The 23,808-nt window shown below is 68.0% G+C and carries 16 protein-coding genes; 8 read left to right on the forward strand and 8 right to left on the reverse strand.

The window, feature by feature from the left end:
* Positions 1–3: 3 nt before the first annotated feature.
* Positions 4–165, forward strand: coding sequence for a PPW family C-terminal domain-containing PPE protein (locus G6N19_RS21730; RefSeq protein ID WP_220096108.1), 162 nt, complete (start codon positions 4–6; stop codon positions 163–165).
* Positions 166–191: 26 nt separating this feature from the next.
* Here G6N19_RS21730 and G6N19_RS01425 read toward each other — a convergent pair whose 3' ends face one another.
* The 3 genes from G6N19_RS01425 to htpG form a co-directional block, all read right to left on the reverse strand.
* On the reverse strand, positions 192–1,352 hold the full coding sequence (locus G6N19_RS01425; RefSeq protein WP_193465636.1) for a PPE family protein: 1,161 nt from the start codon (positions 1,350–1,352) through the stop codon (positions 192–194).
* 25 nt (positions 1,353–1,377) lie between these two features.
* Positions 1,378–2,589 (reverse strand): PPE family protein, encoded by a 1,212-nt coding sequence (locus G6N19_RS01430; protein ID WP_013828533.1) that lies wholly within the window; start codon positions 2,587–2,589, stop codon positions 1,378–1,380.
* A 327-nt stretch (positions 2,590–2,916) separates the two neighbouring features.
* A complete protein-coding gene (htpG, locus tag G6N19_RS01435) occupies positions 2,917–4,857 on the reverse strand; it encodes a molecular chaperone HtpG (protein ID WP_013828532.1) in 1,941 nt (646 codons plus the stop codon).
* 119 nt (positions 4,858–4,976) lie between these two features.
* Here htpG and G6N19_RS01440 point away from each other — a divergent pair, with 119 nt between their 5' ends.
* Genes G6N19_RS01440 through G6N19_RS01450 form a run of 3 tightly spaced genes read left to right on the forward strand, consistent with a single transcriptional unit; the run spans position 4,977 to position 13,270 of the window.
* Complete coding sequence (locus G6N19_RS01440; protein WP_232062481.1) at positions 4,977–12,536, forward strand: BTAD domain-containing putative transcriptional regulator; 7,560 nt, start codon at positions 4,977–4,979, stop codon at positions 12,534–12,536.
* A gap of 39 nt (positions 12,537–12,575) precedes the next feature.
* Positions 12,576–12,845, forward strand: coding sequence for an antitoxin (locus G6N19_RS01445; protein ID WP_193465637.1), 270 nt, complete (start codon positions 12,576–12,578; stop codon positions 12,843–12,845).
* A complete protein-coding gene (locus G6N19_RS01450) occupies positions 12,842–13,270 on the forward strand; it encodes a type II toxin-antitoxin system VapC family toxin (RefSeq protein ID WP_013828530.1) in 429 nt (142 codons plus the stop codon). Before G6N19_RS01445 ends, G6N19_RS01450 begins: the two co-directional genes overlap by 4 nt.
* A 1-nt stretch (position 13,271) precedes the next feature.
* Here G6N19_RS01450 and G6N19_RS01455 read toward each other — a convergent pair whose 3' ends face one another.
* Both G6N19_RS01455 and G6N19_RS01460 read right to left on the reverse strand, forming a co-directional pair.
* Complete coding sequence (locus tag G6N19_RS01455; protein ID WP_193465638.1) at positions 13,272–14,639, reverse strand: metallopeptidase TldD-related protein; 1,368 nt, start codon at positions 14,637–14,639, stop codon at positions 13,272–13,274.
* Positions 14,636–16,162: a TldD/PmbA family protein gene (locus G6N19_RS01460; RefSeq protein ID WP_193465639.1), complete on the reverse strand. Its 1,527-nt coding sequence runs from the start codon at positions 16,160–16,162 to the stop codon at positions 14,636–14,638. Before G6N19_RS01460 ends, G6N19_RS01455 begins: the two co-directional genes overlap by 4 nt.
* 33 nt (positions 16,163–16,195) lie before the next feature.
* Here G6N19_RS01460 and G6N19_RS01465 point away from each other — a divergent pair, with 33 nt between their 5' ends.
* From G6N19_RS01465 to G6N19_RS01475, 3 genes are read left to right on the forward strand one after another with little or no spacing between them, the layout of a single operon-like run.
* Positions 16,196–17,068: a carbohydrate ABC transporter permease gene (locus G6N19_RS01465; protein WP_041317642.1), complete on the forward strand. Its 873-nt coding sequence runs from the start codon at positions 16,196–16,198 to the stop codon at positions 17,066–17,068.
* Entirely contained in the window at positions 17,055–17,867 is an 813-nt protein-coding gene (locus G6N19_RS01470; protein WP_013828526.1) for a carbohydrate ABC transporter permease, read from the forward strand. Before G6N19_RS01465 ends, G6N19_RS01470 begins: the two co-directional genes overlap by 14 nt.
* Positions 17,864–19,195, forward strand: coding sequence for an ABC transporter substrate-binding protein (locus G6N19_RS01475; protein ID WP_193465640.1), 1,332 nt, complete (start codon positions 17,864–17,866; stop codon positions 19,193–19,195). Before G6N19_RS01470 ends, G6N19_RS01475 begins: the two co-directional genes overlap by 4 nt.
* Positions 19,196–19,246: 51 nt before the next feature.
* On the opposite strand, the gene G6N19_RS01480 is transcribed toward G6N19_RS01475, so the two are convergent.
* The 3 genes from G6N19_RS01480 to G6N19_RS01490 all read right to left on the reverse strand — a co-directional run bounded on the left by G6N19_RS01480 (position 19,247) and on the right by G6N19_RS01490 (position 23,079).
* On the reverse strand, positions 19,247–20,119 hold the full coding sequence (locus G6N19_RS01480) for a hypothetical protein (protein ID WP_013828524.1): 873 nt from the start codon (positions 20,117–20,119) through the stop codon (positions 19,247–19,249).
* A 135-nt stretch (positions 20,120–20,254) separates the two neighbouring features.
* Positions 20,255–21,076, reverse strand: a complete 822-nt coding sequence (locus tag G6N19_RS01485; protein ID WP_041317639.1) for an energy-coupling factor transporter transmembrane component T family protein — start codon at positions 21,074–21,076, stop codon at positions 20,255–20,257.
* Positions 21,073–23,079, reverse strand: coding sequence for a DUF2232 domain-containing protein (locus G6N19_RS01490; RefSeq protein ID WP_193466277.1), 2,007 nt, complete (start codon positions 23,077–23,079; stop codon positions 21,073–21,075). The genes G6N19_RS01485 and G6N19_RS01490 overlap by 4 nt, the downstream gene beginning before the upstream one ends.
* A gap of 136 nt (positions 23,080–23,215) precedes the next feature.
* On the opposite strand from G6N19_RS01490, the gene G6N19_RS01495 reads away from it, so the two are divergent.
* Positions 23,216–23,665 carry a MarR family winged helix-turn-helix transcriptional regulator gene (locus tag G6N19_RS01495; protein WP_013828521.1) on the forward strand — a complete coding sequence of 150 codons (450 nt, stop codon included), beginning with the start codon at positions 23,216–23,218 and terminating at the stop codon, positions 23,663–23,665.
* The last annotated feature ends 143 nt before the right edge of the window (positions 23,666–23,808 follow it).

Genomic DNA, 23,808 nt, shown 5'->3' on the forward strand with positions numbered 1-23,808 from the left:
CGAATGCACGACGGCGGCGCCCACAACAACGACACCGCCACCAGCACAACGGCTTTGACAACATTGAACGGTGACACTTTCGCGAGCGGCCCGACCATGCCGATGATGCCAGCCAGCTGGTCCCGGGACGCGGAACAGCCATCCGACACTCCGAATGAAAGCTGAGCATCGGTGGTCGGCGGCGGCAGTGGTTATCCGGCCGCAGGCGGCCGGGGCATCCGAAAACGCCGATCCCGCATGCGGTACATCAGGGTGCCGTCGCTGCGAGGCGCCTGACGGGCCATCGGTCCCATTACCGGTGGCATCGCGGCGTGGCCCACCGAATTGGCGACCGCCACGGGTGGCGTACGGACGGTCGCCGGTCGTGGCGATCGAGCAGCCGGATCGGCGGCAGCGGATGTCTGCGCTGCGGTCAACCAGTTTTGCGGCACCGACAACTTTCCCACCGGCGCCGCCTTGCCTACCCCCGCCAGCACGCCGGCCGGGGCACCCGCCGAGACGGTTGGGTGCGCATCGACCAAGACGGCCGCAGGAAACAGCTCGGCCTCCAAGGCCGCCTCTGCTTGGGTGTTGAGAATCGCCATCCCGAAGATTCCCAGCGATCCGGTGGTGAACACCACCTGTTGAGCTACGCCCAGGACCCCTAATGGGGGGCCCAGGCCGGCAAACACGCTGACGACCGGCCACGACGACGCCTGGGCAGGTCCCGCCTGCGGGGCCAGCGCCGGTGCCGCGGTGAGGAGCTGTGACTGTTGCGGCGCACCGGCGACAACATCGGCAGCAGCCCGCGCCACCGCGGCGTGCTGGGCGGATTGCCCGCCCGGGTTGCTCGTCTGCGGCGGCTGTTGAAACGGCGTCAGCGTGCCCGCCGCGCCCGAGGCTGCGGCGTAGCCGTACATCGCGGTGGCATCTTGGGCCCACATCTCGGCGTAGACGGCCTCGGTGGCTGCGATCGCCGGCACGTTCTGGCCGAAGAAATTCGTGGCCACCAGCATCGCCAATTGGGCCCGGTTGGCCGCTACCGCCGCGGGTGGCACGGTTGCGGCGAATGCCGTCTCGTAAGCGCCCGCCACCGCCCGGATGTGGGCGGCGGTCTGTTCGGCCTGCGCCGCGGTCGCCGTGGCCCACGCCATGTAATGGGTGGCGGCCGCCGCCATCGCGTCCGAGGCTGGACCCGACCAGTGCTGGCCCTGCAGCGTCGAGATCGTTGCGGAGTAACCGGTTGCCACCGACTCCAGTTGCGCGGAGATACCGTCCCAGGCCGCAGCCGCCGCCAGCATCGGCCCCGACCCCGGACCGGAATACATCCTGGTCGAGTTGATCTCGGGGGGCAGGACGCCGAAATCAAACATCAACTGCCCCGTCGCCGGGCATCAGCTATCCGCCGCAGGACGGACGGGGCATCTTGAAGCGGCTGGGCGCGACCCGCAGGGCGCCGGCGACCGTTTGACGCCCCGCCGCCCCGCCGGCCATCATTGCCGCCATCGGCCCCATGCCCACCGCCGGAGAGGCGCCGGGCATGTCCGCCACCGCACCACCCTCCGACGTGTCCGCAAGCTCTGCGTCCGACAGCCACACCGGTTCTTTGGTGGCGGCGCCGACCGGGGTAGCGTCCGCCCAGGCTGGCGGCACCGACAGCTGTCCCACTGGTGCCGCGTCGCCACCCATATGGGCAAGCACCGCAGGGCGATTGCCCGCGGCACCCGCCTCGGCTACCGGTACCGCTTCCTTCGCCAGGACCGGCGCCACAGCACTGGCCGCACCGATGCCGGCATTGCCGTGGGTGAGCATGTAGGCATTTCCGGCCAGCGAGAAGGAGCCGACCGCCGAGATGGTCCGGGCAGTCTGCATGCCGAACGATGCCGGCCCCAGCAGGATGTTCATCGCCTCGATGCCCGCCAGCGGCAACAACGGATCGGCTTGGGCGGGCAGCGCTGCGGCTGCCCCGGTGGAGAGGCCGCCGAGTTGCTGCGGCAACCCCGCAAGCAGCTGCGACAAAAAGTTCTGGGAGTTCGACACACCGGTGGCGCCCGCGGAACCGGCGACCGCGGCGGCCTGGGCAGCGGCACCGGCTGGGCTGGTGGTCGGCGGCGGCGGCTGAAACGCCGGCAGCTGCGTCGCCGTCGACGCCGACGCCGCATAGCCATACATCCCCAGGCTGTCTTGGGCCCACATGTCGGCGTACTCGAACTCGGTGGCCGCGATCGCCGGGGTGTTCTGCCCCAAGATGTTGGTCGCGGCCAGGCCCGCCAGCCGCGCGCGGTTCGCCGTCACCAGCGCCGGCGGCACGATCGCCAGACGAGCGTTCTCGTAGGCGGCCGCCGCCGCGCGGGCCTGACCGGCGGCACGTTCGACCTGCCCCGCCGTTGCCGCCGCCCACTCGGCATACCGTGTCGCCGCAGCCGCCATCGCCGCCGACGCCCGGCCGGTCCAACTTTCACCCTGCAGGTCCGCGATCACCGAGAAATAGCCGGCAGCAAATGTGTTCAGTTGCGCCGCAAGAGCATCGTACGACGCCGCAGCAGCCAACAGTGGGCCCGAGCCGGGCCCGGCATAGATCTTCGCCGAGGTGACCTCGGGCGGGGACATTCCAAAATCCAACACGTCACACAACCCCTCTAGTTGCCGTTCTATCGGCGACCAGCGGTGCCGGACTCACCCCGCGTTTGGAGTTCAGAGAGCTGAGCGACCAACGCTGGCTCTACCGGACCGGATCGTGTGGCGGCCTTGCCGCCGCTCAGTTCGACGTCCCTTCTTCGAAAATGTCACCGGCCTGGAAGAAATCTCCTTCTACCTGGCACCAGCGTTCCTGGCGAACCGGCCGCCCGCTATCGGATATGACTCCCAATCACGGGGGGAGGCGACCTGTATACGCGCTCAGGCGCCCGCTTGCGTCCGGTCCGCCGCCGGTTGAGCTCAGATGGTGCTGGCCAACCGTTGCGCGAGCAGCTGGGCGAACCGCGCCGGATCCTCCAGCGCCCCGCCCTCGGCCAACAGCGCTGTCCCGTAGAGCAATTCCGCGGTGTCGGCCAACCCGGCATCTTCGCCGCGCTCACCGTGCGCCTGGCGCAGACCGGTCACCAGCGGATGGGCCGGGTTGAGTTCGAGGATCCGCTTACCGACCGGCACCTCCTGCCCGTTGGCGCGGTAGATACGCGCCAAGGCCGGGGTCATCTCGAAGGTGTCGGTGATCAGACAGGCCGGTGATTCGGTCAGCCGAGTGGACAACCGCACCTCTTTGACGTGCTCGGTCAGGGTCTGCTGCAGCCAGCCGATCAGGTCGGCGAACTCTTTTTCCTGCTCCTTGCGCTGCTCCTCGTGGGCGGTCTTGTCCTCCTCGGAGTCCAGGTCCACCTCGCCTTTGGCCGTCGACTGCAACGGCTTGCCGTCGAACTCGGCGACGGTGTTCACCCAGAGTTCGTCAACCGGATCGGTCAGCAGCAGCACCTCATAGCCCTTGGCCTTGAACGCCTCCAGGTGCGGCGATTTCAGCAGCTGCTGACCCGACTCGCCGGTGGCGTAGAAGATCTGCTCCTGGCCGTCCTTCATACGTCCGACGTACTCGGCCAGCGTGGTCGGCTCGGACTCGCTGTGCGTCGAGGCGAACGAGCTGATCGCCAGCAGCGTCTCCTGGTTGTCGAAGTCGGAGAGCAGTCCTTCCTTGACGACGCGGCCGAACTCGGTCCAGAAGGTGCGGTAGTCCTCGGGCCGCTGGGACTGCAGTTCTTTGATGGTGGACAGCACCTTCTTGGTCAGCCGCCGCCGGATCGCGTTGATCTGGCGGTCCTGCTGCAGGATCTCCCGGGACACGTTGAGCGACATGTCGGCCGCGTCGACCACGCCTTTGACGAAACGCAGGTACTCGGGCATCAGCTGGTCGCAGTCGCCCATGATGAACACTCGTTTGACGTAGAGCTGCACACCAACCTGGGCGTCCCGGTTGAACAGGTCGAACGGGGCGTGCGACGGGATGAACAGTAGCGCCTGATATTCGAAAGTGCCCTCGGCCTTCATCGCGATGACCTCGAGCGGGTCGTCCCAGGCGTGCGCGACGTGTTTGTAGAATTCGTTGTACTCCTCTTGCGCGACTTCGTCTTTGGACCGCGCCCACAGCGCCTGCATGGAGTTCAGCGTCTCGGTCTCCACTGTGACCGTCTCTTCTCCGCCTTCTTCGGTCGGCGGGGTGCGGCGCTCGACCTGCATGCGAATCGGCCAGGCGATGAAGTCGGAGTACTTCTTGACCAGACCCCGGATCGTCCACTCCGCGGTGTAGTCGGGCAGCTGGTCCTCGGCGTCTTCGGGCTTGAGGTGCAAGGTGATGGAGGTTCCCTGCGGGGCATCCTGAACCGACTCGATGGTGTAGCTGCCATCACCGGTGGATTCCCACCGGATGGCTTCGCTCTGGCCGGCCTTGTGGGTGAGCATCTCAACCCGGTCGGCGACCATGAACACCGAGTAGAACCCGATTCCGAACTGCCCGATCAGTTCCTCCGAAGCCGCTGCGTTTTTCGCGTCCTGCGCCTCCCGGAGCTGCTGGCGCAGCTCGGCGGTGCCGGAGCGGGCCAAGGTGCCGATCAGGTCCACCACCTCCTCGCGCGACATGCCGACCCCGTTGTCGCGGACGGTCAGCGTGCGGGCCGCCTTGTCCACCTCGATCTCGATGTGCAGGTCGGAGGTGTCGACGTCGAGATCCTTGTTGCGGAATGCCTCGAGCCGGAGCTTGTCGAGCGCATCGGAGGCGTTGGATATCAGTTCCCGCAGGAACGCGTCTTTATTGGAGTAGACCGAGTGGATCATCAGATCCAGCAGTTGACGGGCCTCGGCCTGAAATTCCAGCTGTTCAACACGCTCGCTCATAAGTGCCGAATTTTACCGATGGCCTCGTGGCGCGCCACGGCGGGCCGAGCCTTTACCGGATCTTGACCGGGTGTTGAATCGCCTCGCCGACGATGGCTGACGTGACTACCATTCAAGCCGTGGAGCTGGGGGTTTTGGGACCTCTCCAGGCCCGGCGGGACGGCGCCTCGGTCACAATCCCGGGCGCCAAGCCGCGTGCGATCCTCAGCATGCTCGGGCTGCACGGCGGTGCTGTCGTGGCGGCCGAGACATTGATCGATCTCCTCTGGGGCGACGGGCCACCGCGCACCGCCGCCAAGGCCCTGCAGACCCACATCTCCGCACTGCGTCGGGCGCTGGGCGACGGCTTCGTGCTGACCGAAGGCACCGGCTGGATTCTCAGCACGACCGAGGTCGACGCCTCGCGTTACAAGCTCGCCACCAAGGCGGGCCGGGATGCCGTGGCCATCGGCGACACCACGCAAGCGGTGGCCTGCTTCGAAGAGGCGCTGACGCTGTGGCGCGGAACTCCCGAGCTGCCCGATTCGCGCCGAGGGCTGTCCGAGAAGACACGCTGGATCGAAGGCCATGCCGCGCTGGTCGAGGACCGTGCCGACGCGCTGCTCGCCGCCGGCCGGGCCGCAGAAATCATCGGCGAGCTCGAGGCCGCGGTTGCCGACGCACCGCTGCGGGAGCGGCGATGGTCCCAGCTCATGCTCGCCCTCTACCGCGCCGGCCGACAGGGTGAGGCGCTGGGCGCCTATCAGCGGGCGCGGTCGCTGCTGGCCGACGAGCTCGGCGTCGACCCCGGCCCGGAACTCCGCCGCCTTGAGGCCGCCATCGTCGCTCAGGACACGGCGCTGGAATACCCGGTGGCACAGCCCCCCTCGTCGGTGACACGCGCGGTGACCTTTTTGCTGACCGACATCGAGGGCTCGACTGCTGCGTGGGAGGCCAATGCGGGCGCGATGGCTGTTGCTTTGGCACGACACGACAAGCTCGCCGAACTTGTCGTCACGTCCCGCGGCGGCCGGCTGATCAAGACACGCGGTGAAGGCGACGCCACGTTCTCGGTCTTCGAACGGCCATCAGCGGCGGCCGCCGCCGCGCTGGAACTGCAGGACGCGATCCGCCACGAGCCCTGGGCCCTGCAAGAGCCCATGCGTATCCGGATCGCATTGCACACCGGCGAGGTGGAGCTGCGCGACGGCGACTACTTCGGCCGGGCGGTCAACCGCGCCGCCCGGCTGCGCTCGCTGGCCGTCGGCGGCCAGATCCTGTGCTCGGGCGCAACTGCCGAACTGGTCATCGACACACTGCCCGACGACGTGCTGCTCGCCGACCTCGGGATGCGTCAGCTCCGCAACCTGCCACGCCCGGAACACGTCTTCGAGCTCCGGCTGGAGCTCGCCGAGCGACCCGCGGAGACCAGCGATGCTCCGCTGCAGCGGCCCGACCTTCCCGCGATACTGACCGGCCCCGGCGGTTCAGCGAGGCTCGACGAAGGAGAGGCGAAGCTGGGACCGCCGCATGAACCCGGGCCGTTCGTGGGGCGCGGCCGCGAATTGGAGCGCCTCGCGTCGGCGTGGCAGACCACGCTCACCGTTGGCGTTCACGCGGTGCTGATCGCCGGTGAACCCGGTATCGGAAAGACCCGCTTGGCCGGGGAATGGTCTCGACAGGCCTACGAGCACGGCGCCTTGGTGCTGTATGGCCGATCCGACGAGGATCTCGGCGCGCCCTATCAGCCTTTCGCCGAGGCGCTGCGTTCGCTCGTGCCATGCATCGAAGCCAAACGGCTGCGGGGGCTGCGCGGTCTCGAAGCACTGCTTCCGCTGGTTCCCGGGCTGATCGATGTGCTGCCCGACCTGGTCACGCCACCCCGTGCCGACCCGGACACCGAACGTTACGCACTGTTCGACGCCGTCCTCGCGCTGTTGGAACTGGCCGCCGCGAGCGCACCGGTGGTCCTGGTTCTCGACGACCTGCACTGGGCGGCCAAACCCACGCTGCTGTTGCTGCGGCATCTACTGCGCTTCGGTGACCACACCCGGGTGCAGGTCGTCGCGACGTACCGCAGCACCGACCTCGACCGCTCCCACCCGCTGGCGGCGATGCTCGCCGATCTGCACCGGGACGGCACCGCCGATCGCCTCGCGCTGGGCGGCCTCGACGAAGACGACGTGACCGCTTATGTCACCGAGGCCGGACACGATGACGAAGAACTCGCACGGGCGTTGGCGTCGGTCACCGGCGGCAACCCGTTCTTCCTGATCGAAGCGCTGCGCCATGTCGCCGAAAGCGGCGGCGTCTGGGATCCGAGTACCTTGCCGCAGGGTGTTCGTGAAGCCGTGAGCCGCCGGCTGTCCCGGCTTCCGGCGGAGACGAACAAGGCTCTTGCCGCGGCCGCGGTGGTCGGCAGTCACTTCGCGTTGGAACTTGTCGAGCGGGTGGTCGACCAGGATCTCATCGACGCGTTCGATGAGGCGCGCCAGGCCGGCATCGTCGTCGAAGAACCCGGCGGGCGTTACCGGTTCAACCACGCGATCGTCCGACAGTCGCTGCTTGCCGAGCTGGCGTCGGTGCGTCGCATGCGGCTGCACCAGCGCATCGCCGCGACGTTGGAGGCCCAGCCGGGTGCGGACGACGACCTGCTCGCGGAACTGGCGTATCACTACTTCGAATGCGCCTGGGCGGGCAATGCGGCCAAGGCCGTTGGTTACTGCCGGCGTGCCGCGGACCAGGCGATGGCCCGCCTGGCCTATGAGGGTGCCGCCGATCTGTACGACCACGCCCTGCACGCACTGGAGGAGATCGACGACGAACTTCCCGACCGGGACGAGCAGGCCGCGGAGCTGCTGATCGCGCGCTGCGAAGCGCTGCTGGCCGCGGGCGATGTGGCGTCGGCGGCCGGAGCGATCGCGCAATTGCAGGCAGCCACAGTCGATTCGGCCCGTCTGGCAGCGTGGGCAACGTGCTTCAATGGCCAGCTCTCGATGCTGACCCACCCGGAACGGCTGGACAGCGTTGAGGCCGCCGTGGGGGCCGCCGCCGGCACGCTGGCTCAAGTTGCCGACGCCGCAGGCGAAGCCAAGGCGCACACCGTGCGTGCCGGGTGCCTTGCCCGCCTCGGTCGCATCGGCGACTGCGAGATCGCTTTGGACGACGCCCTCACCGCCGCGCGGCGCGCCGGTGACCACCGCCGGGTCAACGCCGTGCTGGCGGGTGCCCCGCTGGCGGCACTGTGGGGCCCCAACCCGGTCCCGCGGGCGGGCGGACGGTGCCTGGACGTGGTGCGGCTGCTGCGGATCACCACGGACGCCCCCGCGGTCGAAGCCACATCGACGCGGTGCCAGGCCGTGTTGGAGGCCTTTCGGGGCCGCGCTGAGGCAGCGCGGCGGATGATCGACTCGGCACGGCGCACCGTCACCGAACTGGGCTTGCGCCATGCGCTGCTCGAGGTTGAGCAGTTCGCCGGGATCGTCGAGTTGGTCGTCGGCGATCCCGAGGCGGCCGAGCCTTATCTGCGTCAGGCCTACCGTGGTTTTCGCCGCATGGGCCTGGACGCCGACACCGCCGAGACCGCGGCGCTGCTGGGCCGTGCGTGTCTCGCGCTCGAACGGGATGCCGAGGCCGCGGAGTTGTGTTCGGAGAGTGAGCGTCTGGCCGGGCACGCGTTGAAGGCGTCGATCGCCTGGCGCACGCTTCGGGCACTGCTGTTGGCGCGTCGCGGCGAGCACGCCGAAGCCCGGCAGGTCGCGGAGGCTGCGGTCGGCCTGGCCGAGCGCACCGACGGCCTGGTCGATCACGGCGACGCGTGCCTTTCGCTGGCAACGGTGTTGGGCGCTGCCGGCGACGAGGCGGGAGCACGGGGCGCCGCCGAGCAGGCGGTGGACCTATACGAGCGGAAAGGGGCGGCGGCACTTGCCGAGAAAGCGCGGCTGGCGCTGGGAGAGCGCGTCCCGCCACCCGCCGCGGATCGGCCCGAAGAGCCAGCAGTCGAATTGGACACCGCTGCCGTGCGAGTGGGCGAACACGTGATGGCTGCTATTCATCGGAAAGCCTGGGACGAGTTCGAGCGACTTTTCGCGCCCGACCTCGTCGTCGAGAGTCGCCGGAAAGTCGTCGGCCTTTCGCTGCCATCTGACGCGGTGCGACTGGTAATGCGGCGTGAACTCGAGGCGGGAGCGCAAATCGACCACGCCATGATCGCCGCACGAGGTGAGCGGCTCGCTTTATCCCACATGATCACGACCATTCCCGACGCGCGTCCCGGGGCGCCCCAGGACGAGCTGCTCCAGCTGTACGGCATCGATGAGGAGGGCCGCGTCACATTGCAGATCTGGTTCGACGTCGACGACATGGATGCCGCGATCGCCGAACTCGATGCCGCGTATGCCCGGTTGGAGGGCGAACGCGTGCCAGCGCGGCTGGAAAACGCGGCCGCGCGCGTATACCGGCGCAACCTGGCGCATTACGCCGCTCGCGACTGGGACGCGTTGTCAAAGACATTCGCGCAGAACATCGTCGAAGACGATCGTCGTCGAGTGGCCAATGCCGGTCTCCGACGAGGCAGAGACGCCGTCACCGCAGGAAACAGGGCACTGGCCGAGCTCGGGGTGACCTTCGCGCTAGACACCATCGCGACCCGTGGAGAACGCCTCGCATTGAGTCATGGCCGAGCCTCGGCGGGCCAGCCCCCCGATGACTTCCACGGCGATTTCCTCGACGTGGCCGAAATCGACGCCGACGAACAGGTCGTGGCACACGTCATATTCGAGGCCGATGACTTCGAGGCCGCCATCGCCGAACTCGACACCCGCTACCTCGCCGGCGAGGCCGCGACCTATGCACAGACGTGGTCAGCCCTGACACAGACGTACGCCGCGGCGAACAGGAAACAACTCCAACTGACGCCGGACTGCGTCAACATCGATCACCGCCGACTCGCGACCATTGAGACCGGTCACCTGGCCGCGTACCTCCGCTCTTCATGGGACGACGCGCAGAACTTCGTCGTCTACATCGAGGCGGTGCACCGGCTCAGCGCACGCGGCGCGGTGTTCACCCAGGCAGCGCGTGGGACGTCAGACCGCGGCTTCGACGCCGAGTGGCGGGAAGTCATCGTTGCTACCTTCGACGGCGACCTGGTCAACCGCTGCGAGCTGTTCGATGAGGCAGACCTCGACGCCGCGCTCGCGAGGTTCGATCAGCTCGGAAGGCCAGTACCGCGGCTGGAGAATGCGGCCGCGCACGTCTACCAGCGCATCCTGGCGCATTACGCTGCCCGCGACTGGGCCGCGCTGGCAGAGATCCTGGCCGAAGACTGTTCCTCCATGGATCGTCGTCCGGTGGTCAATGCCGGCCACCGACAGGGCAGAGACGCCATCGTCGCCGAAGTTGCAGCAATCGCCGAAGCCGGGCTGATCCTCACGTCAGACGTCATCGCGACCCGTGGAGAACATCTCGTCTTGTGCCGTGGACGTGCCTCCGAGGGGGGCCGGCGACCCGATGCATTCCGCTCCGATCTCCTCGACGTGGTCGAGATCGATACCAACGCACAGGTGGTAGCACGCGTCATATTCGATATCGATGACTTCGATACCGCCATCGAGGAGCTTGATATCCGGTATCTCGCCGGGGAGGCGGCGGCCCATTCGGATGTCTGGTCAACCGTTGCAGCTAGCTACGCAGCACTCAACCGGCATGAGCTGCCGTTGACCACGCCGGATTGTGTCAATGCCGACCACCGAAGGGAGACAGCCTTCGGGCCGGGTGATGTGACCGCATACATCCAAGGCGGGTGGGATACCGAGCAAGACATCGATATCTACGTCGAGCAGGTGCATCGACTGAGTGGCATGGGAGCGGTCGTCACGTACATGGCGCGGGAGACCTCGCATGAGGGGCTTGCCGCCGAGTGGCGCGGCGTCGCGGTCTTCACGGTCAACGGCGAGAAAATCAACCGCACTGAGGTATTCGACGGGTCAGACCTCGACGCCGCACTCGCCCGGTTTGACCAACTCAGTGCGCCGGTACGTCGGCTGGAAAACGCGGCGAGCCAAGCGTACGAGCACTTCCGGGCATATTTCGCTACCCGCGACTGGGACGCCATGGCGGAGCTACTGACCGTCGACACGTCTGTCTACGACCATCGACGGGTCGTCAACGCCGAAATCCAGCGCGGTCGGGACGGCGAAATCGCGAACATGCAGGCCTTCGCCGACATCGACGCGACGAGAAGTACATCGATGGTCCTCGCGACTCGAGGTGAACGCCTTGTCCTCTGCCGGACGTGTATCTCGGACGAAGACCACCAAGCTGGAGGGTTCCGCATCGAGCTGCTCATTGTCGTCGAAACCAACGCCGACAAACGGATCCTGGCACGCGTCGCGTACGACCCCGATGACATCGATGCCGCCTTCGGCGAACTCGAGACACGGTATCTCGCTGGTGAAGCCGCCGCGTTCGCACACACGTGGTCGGTGATCGCCCAGATCTACGCCGCATACAACCGGCACGAACTCCCGGCAGCAGACTGGATCAACGTCGACCACCGGCGGAGCACGCCGTTTGCGACCGGCGACGTAACCGCCGTCATCCGCGCGTGGCGGGAACTCACACCGGACTTCAGCATGCACATCGAGACCGTGCACCGGTTGAACAATTTCGGAGCGGTGATCACCCATACGTCATCTGGGACCTCGCAAGAAGGCTTCGACGCCGAGTGGCGACAGATCCAACTGCTGACCGTCGAAGGCGACCGGATCAATCGCTGCGAAATCTTCGACGAGGCAGACCTCGATGCCGCGCTGGCTCGGTTCGACGAACTCAGCGCGCAAACGCGGCAACTGGAGAACGCCGCGACCCGGGCCTGCGCACACGCAGCCGACGCATACAACCGTCGTGACGGGGCTGCGCTGTTCGCGCTCACGAGCGCGGACAGCCGACTTGACGACCGACGAAAAGGCCTGCGCGACACACATGAGGGTGCAGAAGTACAGAAAGTCGTTGCTGTCACGTTGGAGACGACACCCGGCAGTTGGCGGATGGAGATCCGGCCCATCGCGACCAGAGGGTCTCGCCTGGCCCTGACCCGCAGGAGCTACCGCGACAGCGATGATCCCGATCAGGCGGTCACCGTCGACCTGTTGAGTGTCGTGGAAGTCGGCGCCGACGGCCTGATGAACCACACCGTGACTTTTGATCCCGAAGATTTCGACGCCGCCGTCGCGGAGCTCGACGCCCGCTACCTCGCCGGCGAAGCGGCCGCCCACGCGCACACCTGGTCAATCGTCATGGGCGCCTACGCCGCTCTGAACCGACACGAGATCGCCCCGACGACGCCGGATTGGGTGAACATCGACCACCGTCGCGGTGCAGCTTTCGAGCCCGGCGACATGGTTCCGTATCTCCAGGCCGCCTGGGACGACTCCCCTGACACCAGGATGTACATCGCAGCGGTGCATCGCCTCAGCGACATCGGAGCGGTAATTACCCATGTGGCACGCGGGATTTCGCAAGACGGCTTCGACGCCGAATGGCGCGATGTCACGCTAATGACCCTTGACGGCGATTCGTTCGATCGTTCCGAGCTGTTCAACGAGGCAGACCTCGACGCCGCACTCGCCCGCTTCGAGGCAGTGCACGCGCACGACGCCGAGATCAACGCGAAGGGGGCTGCGTCCGCGTTGGACTAGCCGCTTGCATAATTGCTATCATCATTGATAGCATGGTGCATGCCTAATGTACTGATACGCGATGTTCCCGTTGCCGACCTGGATCAAATCCGGTCAGCGGCCACCGAGCGCGGCGTTTCGTTGCAGGCATATCTGCTTGAGACGATGCACGCCCAGGCGGCGCATCTTCGCCGCAGGGCTGCTCTGAACCGCACTGCGGCACGCCTGGCGCAGCAGCCTGCTGTCGCCGAACAAGACCGGGCAGCCGTGCTCGACGCCATCGATGAAGCCCATGCCGACCGTGGCGCACAGTTGAGTCGTCCAACGTGATCGTCGACGCGTCGGTCGTCATCGACGCCGTCACCGACTCCGGCCCCCGAGGCCAAGCGGCCCGCCAAGCGCTCGCCGACCACCCCGCCTCAGAACCGCTGCTCGCACCCGGACATCTGGCAGTCGAAATCCTGTCCGGACTGGTGGCGGCAGCACACCGACCATCCCATCCGCTGCAGCCCGACCAGATCGAACAAGCGCTACTTGACGCTGCCGCGTTGGAGATTGCCATTGAGGGCACGCCCTGGGACGACGTCCGGCGCGCCTGGGAGCTGGCCCAAGCCGCGTTGCGCTACCCAGACGCCGTCTACGTCGCCAGTGCCGAACGCCACCGGTGTCCGCTGCTCACCAGCGACGCACGCATCGAACGATCCGGCGCACCGATCCGCTGTGCCGTCATCGCGATCCGCCCCGACGAGGGCTGAATCACTGCGCCTGACTCACCGATGACATGTGGAAGTCGGGAATCCGCAGTGACGGCATCACCGCCCGAGTCGCCCAGTCACCCCATTCCCGCGGCAGGGTCGGCTCGGCGATACCGGCCTGGGTGGCGCGGCGCAGCAGATCCAGCGGGCTCTCGTTGAACCGGAAATTGTTCACCGCCGCGCGCACTTGGCCGTCCTCGACCAGGTAGACCCCGTCGCGGGTCAGCCCGGTCAACAGCAGGGTGGTCGGGTCGACCTCGCGGATGTACCACAGCGTGGTCAGCAGCAGCCCGCGCTCGGTGGAGGCGATCATCTCCGCCATGCTGGCCGAACCGCCCGTCATCAACAGGTTGTCGGCGGCCAGCGCGACCGGGGCGCCGAACTCCGCGGCGGCGGCGCGCGGGTAGACCAGTGCGTTGATCACCCCGCCGCGGATCCAGTCCACGCAGCCGATGTCCAGGCCGTTGTCGAACACCGACGCCGTCTCCGATGAGGCACCGGTGGCCACGAAGGGCGCACACTCGAGTTCGAACGCGTGCGGGTCGGAGTACAGCGTTAACGGCAACTCGGTGAGCCGCTCGCCTACCCGGGTGCCGCCGCCGGGCGCCGAGAGCGCGGTGCGGCCCTCCTGGGCGCCGCGGCCGCTCATCGTCCAGCCCAGGTAGATCATCATGTCGGCCACCGTGGACGGCGGCATCAACGTCTCATAGCGACCGGCCGGCAGCTCGACGGTGCGCGCCGCCCAACCGAGCCGGGTCGACAACTGCTCCAGCAGCGAATCGCATCGCACATCAACGAAGTCCGGGCTGCTGATCCCCGCCCAGGCGCTCGCACCGTCACGTTTGGCGTTGATCTCGACCGTCCCGGTGGGCTGGGTGAAGCGCCGCCGCAGCCCGGCCGACGACGCCAGGAACGTCGTCGACACCTCGTGGCGCGCGAAGCCGTACAGCTGGTCGGCGCCCCGAAAGCCACGGCTCAAACCGGCCGCCAGCTCGGCGAACACCTCGGCGCCGGTTCCCGGCACGTCGGCGTCCCAGTCGTCGGGCGCCCCGGTGCCGGCTACCAGCTCGGCGGCGTCGCGGGCTTCCGGCGCACCGGCGGCCGCCTCCTGCGAGGCCGCCACCAGTTCCGGGATCAATGCCGGATCCACCTCGGCCGAACACAGCGAACCGACGCGGGGCCCCTCGTCGTCGCGGACGATGGTGACCACCGTGGTGGTCCGGCTGCTGGACACCCCGTTGGTGGTCATGGAGTTGCCCGCCCACCGCAACGACGCCTCGGCCTTATCGGTGACCAGCACGATGGTCTCGGTGTCGGCGCCGGTGGCCGCGGCCAGCGCGGTGTCGATAACCTGTTGCGCGGGAATCATTCCCGGCCCCCTTCAGCCCGTGTGTTGAGCACATTGATCCCACGGAACAGCGCCGACGGGCAGCCGTGGCTGACCGCGGCCACCTGACCGGGTTGGGCTTTGCCGCAGTTGAACGCCCCGCCCAGCCGCCACGTCGAGGCACCGCCGACGGCCTCCATCGCGTTCCAGAAGTCGGTGGTGGTCGCCTGGTAGGCGACGTCACGCAGCTGCCCGTCGAGCCGGCCGTCGCGGATCCGGAAGAACCGCTGCCCGGTGAACTGGAAGTTGTAGCGCTGCATGTCGATCGACCACGATCGGTCCCCGACGATATAGATGCCGTCGTCCACCCGGGCGATCAGGTCGGCGGTGCTCACGTTTTCGGCACCCGGCTGCAGCGACACGTTGGCCATCCGCTGGATCGGGACATGGTGCGGCGAGTCGGCGTAAGAACACCCGTTGGAGCGGGTCTGGCCCAACCGGGGCGCGAACACCCGGTCCAGTTGATAGCCGACGAACACCCCGTCGCGCACCAGGTCCCAGCTCTGGGCGGCCACCCCCTCGTCGTCGTAGCCGATGCTGGCCAGCCCGTAGGGCACGGTGCGGTCGGCGGTCACATTCATCACCGGCGACCCGTAGCGCATCGTGCCGAGCTTGTCCGGGGTGGCGAACGAGGTGCCGGCATAGGCCGCCTCGTAGCCGATGGCGCGGTCGTATTCGGTTGCGTGCCCGATGGATTCGTGAATCGTCAACCACAGATTGGTCGGGTCGATCACCAGGTCGGTCGGGCCGGCGGCCACGCTGGGGGCCTTCATCTTCTCGGCGAGCAGCACCGGCAGCTGCCGCAGCTCGTCTGACCAGTCCCACACCTCGTCGCCGGCCACGGCCTCCCAACCGCGCGCGGTGGGTGGCGCCAGCGTGCGCATCGAGTCAAAGCCCTCCGGGCCCACCGTGACCGCTTCGCAGACGGGCATCACCCGCACCCGCTGTTGGGTGATCGACGAGCCGAACGTGTCGGCGTAGAAGGTCTGCTCCTTGACCGCGGTAACGGAAGCGGACACATGGTCCACCCCGGCCCCTCCCTTTTTGGAGGCCAGCAACCGCCCGGAGTAGTCCTCCAGCACGTCGATCTTGTCGGCGGTGGGCACTGCGAACGGGTCGATCGCATACTGCGACACCCAGCTGGCGTCGCGGTAGACCGGTTCGGTCGCCAACTCGACGCGTTCGGCGTTGAGGGTGCTCAGCGTCTTGGCCACCTGCACCGCCCGGCGGGCGGTGTCGGCCGCGACGCCCGGCGCCAGTTCGGCATGCGAAGCGAAGCCCCAGGTGCCGCCGACGATCACCCGCACCGCAAAGCCCAGTTCGCGGTTGACCACCGCGGTCTCCAGTTCGCCGTCACGCAGCCGGACGACCTCGGTGGCGATCCGGTGAATTCGCAGGTCGGCGTGCTCGGCACCGGCCGCTCTGGCCGCCGAGAGCGCGGCATCGGCCAGCTCGTGGCGGGGCAGCGCCAGAAATTCGGCATCGATCCCCCGGTTCGGTGTCACCCGTCCACGGTATCGAGCGGTTTTAATACCTGCATGGCAGACTCGCCGCGCCGCTCCACTTCCCTGGCCTACGCGTTGCTGGCCCCAAGCCTATTCGGGGTGGTCGCGTTCCTGCTGTTGCCGATGCTGGTGGTGGTATGGCTGAGTCTGCACCGCTGGGATCTGTTGGGACCGATCAGCTACGTGGGTGCAGAGAACTGGCGATCGGTGCTGACCGACCCGGTGTTCGGTAATTCGCTTGCGGTGACGGTGCTTTTCGTGGTGATCGTCGTACCCGTCCAAACCGCCCTGGGCCTCGCGGTGGCGGTGCTACTGGCCCGCGAACTACCCGGCAGCGGCGCTTTTCGAACCATCTACGTGCTGCCGTGGATCTGCGCGCCGCTGGCGATCGCGGTGCTGTGGCGGTGGATCCTGAGCCCCACCGACGGCGCGGTGAGCACTGTGCTCGGGCATCGCATCGAATGGTTGACCGATCCCGGGCTGGCGCTGCCGGTGACCGCGGCGGTGGTGGTGTGGACCAACGTCGGCTACGTCGCGCTGTTCTTCCTGGCCGGCATTCTGGCCATTCCCGCCCAGGTGCTGTCGGCGGCCCGCATCGACGGAGCGAACGGCTGGCAGCGGTTCTGGCGGGTCACGTTGCCGATGCTGCGGCCCACCATGTTCTTCGTGCTGGTCACCGGAGTGGTCAGCGCGGCGCAGGTGTTCGACACCGTCTATGCGTTGACCGGGGGCGGGCCGGCAGGCCGCACCGACCTGATCGCACACCGCATCTACGACGAGGCGTTCGGGGCGGCGGCGATCGGACGCGCAGCGGTGATGGCACTGGTGCTGTTCACGGTGCTGGTCGGTGTCACGGTGGTGCAGCAGCTGTCGTTGGGACGGCGGGTCAGCTATGACCTCACGTAACGCCGTCATCTACGCCCTGCTGACACTCGGCGCGTTGATCACGTTGGCGCCGTTCGGCCTGGGACTGTTGACGTCGTTCACTCCGGCCCACCAGTTCGCCACCGGCACCCCGCTGGCATGGCCGAACCCGCCGACCCTGGACAACTTTCGTGATCTGGGCGGTGCCGGGTTCGGCCGCGCAGCTGCGGTCACCACTCTGATGACGGCGGTGATCGTGCTCGGGCAGCTGAGCTTTTCGGTGCTGGCCGCCTACGCGTTCGCCCGGCTGGAATTCCCGGGCCGCGACAAGCTGTTCTGGCTCTACGTCGCGACCTTGATGGTGCCGGCCACGGTGACGGTAGTGCCGTTGTATCTGATGATGGCGCAGTTGGGTCTGAGGAATACGTTCTGGGCGTTGGTGTTACCGTTCGTGTTCGGCTCCCCGTATGCGATCTTCCTGTTGCGCCAGTACTTTCGTTCCGTCCCCGATGACCTGGTCAACGCCGCGCGGCTCGACGGTGCGAACACCCTGGATGTGATCGTGCACGTGATGGTGCCGGCCAGTCGGCCGATCCTGGTCACCCTCGGACTGATCACCGTCGTCTCGCAGTGGAACAACTTCATGTGGCCGCTGGTGATCACCAGCGGCGACAAGTGGCGCGTGCTGACGGTGGCGACCGCCGCCCTGCAGTCCCGCTACAACGCGCAGTGGACGCTGGTGATGGCGGCCACCACGGTGGCGATGATCCCGCTGATCGTGTTGTTCGTGGCGTTCCAGCGCCGGATAGTGGCCTCGATCGTCGTGACGGGGATCAAATGAACCGGCCGCGGTTCTCGACCCTGTTCGCGATCGCGGTGGTGTTATTGGCCGCGCTGTTCGGTGTGACGGCGGTGCTGCTCGATCACGCCTCAACCCGCTCGGCCGGCGCCAAGACGGTGGTGACGGTGCGACTGTGGGACGAGCAGGTCGCGGCCGCTTATCGGCAGTCGTTCGCCGCGTTCCACCGCGCTCACCCCGATATCGAGGTACGCGCCAACGTGGTGTCCTATGCGACGTATTTCGACACGCTGCGCACCGACGTGGCCGGCGGCGGCGCCGACGACATCTTCTGGCTCTCCGACGCCTATCTGGCCGGCTACGCCGACACTGGGCGGCTGCTGAAAATTGATGGAACCGGCGCGGATTGGGAGCCGTCCGTGGTCAGCCAGTTCACCCGGGGCGGGACGCTGTGGGGGGTACCGCAGCTCACCGACGCCGGTATCGCGCTGTACTACAACGCGGATCTGCTGAGAACTGCCGGAGTCGACCCCGCCCGGTTGGTGCGGCTGCGCTGGGATCCGCGCGGCGGCAGTGACACGCTGCGGCCGGTGCTGGCCGAGCTCACCCGCGACACTGCCGGGCGCAACGCGGGCACACCGGGTTTCGACCCGCGCCGCATCCGGCAGTGGGGCTACAACGCCGCCAACGATCCGCAGGGCATCTACCTGAACTACATCGGGTCAGCCGGCGGAATGTTCCAGCGCGACGACCAGTTCGCTTTCGACAACCCCGCGGCCGTGGCCGCATTCGAATACCTGGTTCGGCTGATCAACGAAGATCACGTGGCACCGCCGGCCTCCGACACCAACACCAACGGTGACTTCTCCCGCAACCAGTTCCTGGCCGGGAAGATGGCGCTGTTCCAGTCCGGCACCTACAACCTGGCCGCCGTAGCCGAGCAGGCCGCGTTCAATTGGGGGGTCGCGATGCTGCCGGCCGGACCGGCCGGCCGGGTCAGTGTCACCAACGGCATCGCCGCCGCCGGCAACGCCGCCTCCCCGCACCCGCAGGCGGTGCGAGACGTGTTGGCCTGGCTCGGCAGCCATCAGGGAAACGAATACCTGGGCCGCCAGGGGGCGGCGATCCCCGCCGTGCTCAGCGCGCAACACGTTTACTTCGATTACTGGGCGCGCCGCGGCGTCGACGTCACCCCGTTCTTCGCCGTACTGGACGGACCGCGCATCCCGGCTCCCGGCGGGTTCGCGGGATTTCCGGCCGGCAACCAGGCGATCAAACCCTATTTCGACGAAATGTTTCTGGATCGCACCGACGTCGCCGCCACGCTGCGCCGGGCTCAAGACGCCGCCAACACCGCAGCCGCCCGGTAACGGCCTCCGTAACAACTCCGAGATTGCAACCCTGCAGGAAAATTCGCGAAATCACCTGCGTGAGTGCAATCTCGGGGTGAGGGTGCCCCGCCAACCTCGGGACCGCAACGCGCGATCGACGCGGTCGATCACGTCGTCGGGCCGGTCTTCGGCGATCACCTTGACGCTGAGCCAGCCGAGCTGCGGCAGCTTGCGCTGACGGCGTTCACCACGGACGTATTCACGGCGGTCGGTGCGGTGCTGATCCCCGTCGTACTCGGCAGCGACGCGAAACTCTTCCCACCCCATATCGAGCATGGCGAACAACTGGAAGTTGATGTGAACGGGGATCTGCGTCGTCGGGATCGGGAATCCCTCGTCGATGAGCAGCAGCCGCAACCCACTCTCTCTCAGTGATGCCGCACCGCCGTCGACCAGTGGCAGCAGTTCCCGAAGCTGCTGCAATCCCCTGGCCCCGGGATACCGATCGGCGAGCGCCAGAACACGCTCGACTGCGAACGGCGTCGCCCGCATCAGGGCGTCCAGCCGGGCCAGCGCCTGCCCCCGCGGCAGGTGGCGCCCCAAATCGAAAGCGGTGCGGGCAGGCTTGGTGACCCGGATGCCCCGCACAACAGTCACCTCGTCATCGGCGAACGTCTCATTTCGCGTCGTTACTCCCCTCGGCGGCCGACCATTACACAGCAGCATCTCGATCACCACGTCGTCGTCGACCCAGCGCGCTCCGTGCAGTGCCGATGCCGCCACGCCGGCGATGACCCCGCGGCGCCGCGACCAGAGCCAGGTGCCTTCGATTCGGTCCCGCAGCGTGGGGACAGCCTGGCCTGCGGGGAGGTAGACGTCCGGAAAGATCCGTCGGCACCGCCCCAACCGATGCCGGGAGACCGTGCCTTCGGCGACCGCTTCGCTGCCGAGAAATGCCTTCATGCCCGGCGAGCATGCTCGTGGGCACCGACAACTCGCCGAGATTGCAACCATGCAGGAAACACAGCCGGAAAGCCTGCGTGAGTGCAATCTCGCGGTGGGAAGCAGGCAGGAAGCGGGTGGCGGGAGGCGGAAGACTCACCCCGCGGTTGTCAGCACCGTCAGCTCGAGGGCCAGCGACGCACCGCACGTCAGGGTGACCAGTGCCAGCGCCACCGCATCGGCCAGCTTCGGCCGCGCCGGCGATGCCGAGATCTGGCCGATGCCACCGCGAGCGGTGATCGCATCGCCCATCTCGTCTGCCCGGCGCAGCGTGACGGTGATGGCCGCGGTGATCAGGTCGATCGCCTCACGGGCCCAGCGGCGCCGACGTTCCCGGCGGGTCCGCGGCCGCGTCTTGGGACGCAGCCCACGCGCGGCGTAGAGCACCCTGAACTCATCGATGAGCATCGGGAAGGCACGCAGCGCCAACGCCAGCGCAACGGCCCACTCGTCGACCGGAATGCGCAGCAGCCGCAATGGCCGGCCGAGTGTGGCTACCGCGGGCGCGATTTCGGCGACGTTGGTGGTCCACGACACCATCGCGCCCAAGCCCAGCAGCACGATCGACAGCGCGGTGATCCGCAGGAAATTCAACAGTCCGCCCAGACCGGCCGGTTCGCCGCCGGCCATGGCGGCGGTGGCACCGCCGACCACCAGCAACACCCACAGCCAGCGCGGCACCGACGGCAGGGCGCCTCGCGGTATGCGGGCAACCCGGGCCGCGGTGAACACCAACAGGCCCACCGCACCGATCGTCACCCAGCCCGGATAGAAGGTCAGCAGTACCGAGATGCCGAAGACGACGAGCAGTTTGGTCCCCGCCCACAACCGGTGCACGACGGAGGTGCCGGGCACCGGGCGCAGCAGCACCACCGGGCGTGGGTTTCGGCGTGGGTTTCGGCGTGCCTCCCCGGTCATGCCGCACCCGCCGGTGCCGCCACCAGCACACCGTCTTGCAGGTGCAGGGTCCTGGGACACAGTTCGCCCAGCCCGGCGAAGTCATGCGAGATGACCACCACGGTCAGGCCGGTCTCGCGCCGCAGGCCCTCCAGCAGCCGCAGCAGCCCCAGCCGGCTGGTGGCGTCCAGGCCGGCGAGCGGTTCGTCGAGGATTAGGGCCCGCGGCGAGCGGGCCAACAGGCCCGCCAGCACCAGTCGGCGCATCTGACCGCCACTGAGTTGGTCGATGCGCCGGCCGGCCAGCGCCGCGTCCAAACCGACGGCCGCCAGCGCGGCGCTGACACGGGCGTGGTCGTGTGGTGAGAAGCCGGCGGCCGACGCCACCTCCAAGCCCACGTGGCTGCGCATCAGCTGCAGCCGGGCCGCCTGGAACGACAGAGCCACCGCCCCCACCTGTTCGTCGGCCGGTCGCCCGCCGAGCAGGCAGCGGCCGGTGGTGGGCGTGGTCAGGCCGGCCATGACCCAGGCCAACGTCGACTTGCCGGAGCCGTTGCCGCCGTGGATCAGCAGGCCGTCGCCGTCGTCGACGGTGAAACTGATGTCACGCAGCGCGGTCTTGGCCCATGGGGTGCCGCTGCCGTATTCGTGTCCGACACCGGCCAGTTCGAGCACCGGGCGGCCACTGCGCCCGGCGATGGCGCCACCGGACGCCGCGACAGGAACCTCGGCCGTCTCCACCATGGCGGTGTTGTCGCGCGAGCCGGATAGATCGATGACCCGGTCGGCGCTGCCGACCTCATCGTTGTAGTGGGTGATGTGCACCAGGGACGTGCAGCGCCGTTCGGAAGAGCCCGCCAGCCCCGAGAGCACCCCCAGCAGGACTTCACGCCCCTTCGGGTCGACCATGCTGGTGACCTCGTCGGCGATCAGCAGTGCCGGTTCGCGGGCCAGGGCCGCGGCCACCGCCAGGCGCTGCAGCTCACCGCCGGACAACCCGCCGGTGTCGCGCTCGGCGAAACCGCTCAGACCGACCTCGCCGAGGAGCCGGTCGATATCGGTGGTGGCCCCCGCGGGCAGGCCCCACACCACGTCGTCGGCGACCCGGGTGCCCAGCACCTGGCTCTCGGGATGCTGCATCACGACTGCGGTGCCGCCGGGCGCGCCCAGCCCGACCGCTCCGGGGCGCTCAACGGTGCCTGCGGTGGGAGCACGCCCGGCCAGCAGCAGCATCAGGGTGGTCTTGCCCGAGCCGTTGGCCCCGGTGACCGCGACGTGTTCGCCCGCTTGGACTTCCAGGCTCACCGGCCCCAGGGCGTCGTGGCTGGTCTGCGGATAGCGGAAGCGCACCTGATTCAGCCGCACCGGGACCGGCGCTACCGGCCCACTCTCGGCCGGCAGGTCCAATTTGTGCACGTCGGGAACGCCGCGCAGCCGGTCGAGCACCCGCGACAGCGCCCACCAGCCGAGCAGCGAGACGATCATCACGCTGATCGTCGACTGCACCAGCAACAGCCACTGCCAGTAACGCAGCACCACGCCGAGCAGGCCGGTGAGGTCCGCCGCGGCCCGCTGGAATTCCGGCAGCGGGACCTTGTCCATCGCGGCGGCGACGCCGTGCACATTGGCGGTGATCGCATCGAAGATCAGGTGGCGCAGCCGCGACAGGACGGTCAACGCCGCCACGGCGGCGGCTCCGAAGATTCCGCCGGCCACCGCCGAGGCCACGACCACGGTCGGCAGGCCGCGGCGGTGACGCTTGATGACGCCGGTCAACCCGCCGATGTAGGCACAGTTCACCACCGTCATGAAGCCGCCCATCCCCGCGATCAGGAACGCGATGGTTGCGGCGGCCACCGTGGCGGCGGTCAACACCCGAAACCGGTGGCGGTAGGCCAGCAGGCCCATCGGCACCGTCCCGAGCAGCGCCAATCCACCGGCAAAGGGCACGACGACCGCGATGATCGCCGTCGCTGCGCACAGCGCCGCCATCACCGCGGCCTGCGCGATCTCGACGGGTCGCATCGACCGCGCCCGAATTCGGCTACCACCCTGGCCGGTCTTCGTCACCCGTCGATTCTGCCAGCCGCTCCGGCAGCCGCCCGATACGCGGCCGGCCGAGATGATCCACTGCTGTCCACTCTTGTGCCATACTCGCGCGATGGCAGCCCCCGCCCATATCAGCCTGGGAGCCGACCTGCTCAGCGTCGTCGCCCGCCTCAACCGCGTGGCCACCCAGCGGGTCGCCCTGCCGATTCCCGGCGCCCAAGCCCGGCTGCTGTCCACCATCGAGGATCTGGACGAGGCCCGTATCTCCGAGTTGGCCGCGGTCGACCACTGCTCTCAGCCGACGATGACCACCCAGGTGCGGCGACTCGAGGACGCCGGGCTGACCACCCGCACCCCGGATCCGCAGGACGCCCGCGCCGTGCTGATCGGGATCACCGAAAAAGGCGTGCAGACCCTGGACCAGGTTCGCCGCGACCGGGCCGCGGCGATCGACCCGGAGTTGGACCGGCTGTCCGCGGAAGACCGCCGGACGCTCGCCGAGGCCGTCGAGGTGCTACGGCGTTTCCTGGCCGAGACCGCTCCGAGCAGACCGGGGCGTTAACAGCCGGTTCACCTGAGATGTTCCAGCCTGGGCGGTTTGTCGAATATGCTCACTGCGACATCAACCCGACGCGAGCCCAGGCGTGCTGCGGCCCGTGCGGTTCCCGCGCGGGGCTGGCGGTCTTCGGGGGAAGGACATCGTGG

It is taken from the genome of Mycobacterium novum, assembly GCF_010726505.1.
GTDB classification, from domain to species: Bacteria; Actinomycetota; Actinomycetes; order Mycobacteriales; family Mycobacteriaceae; genus Mycobacterium; species Mycobacterium algericum.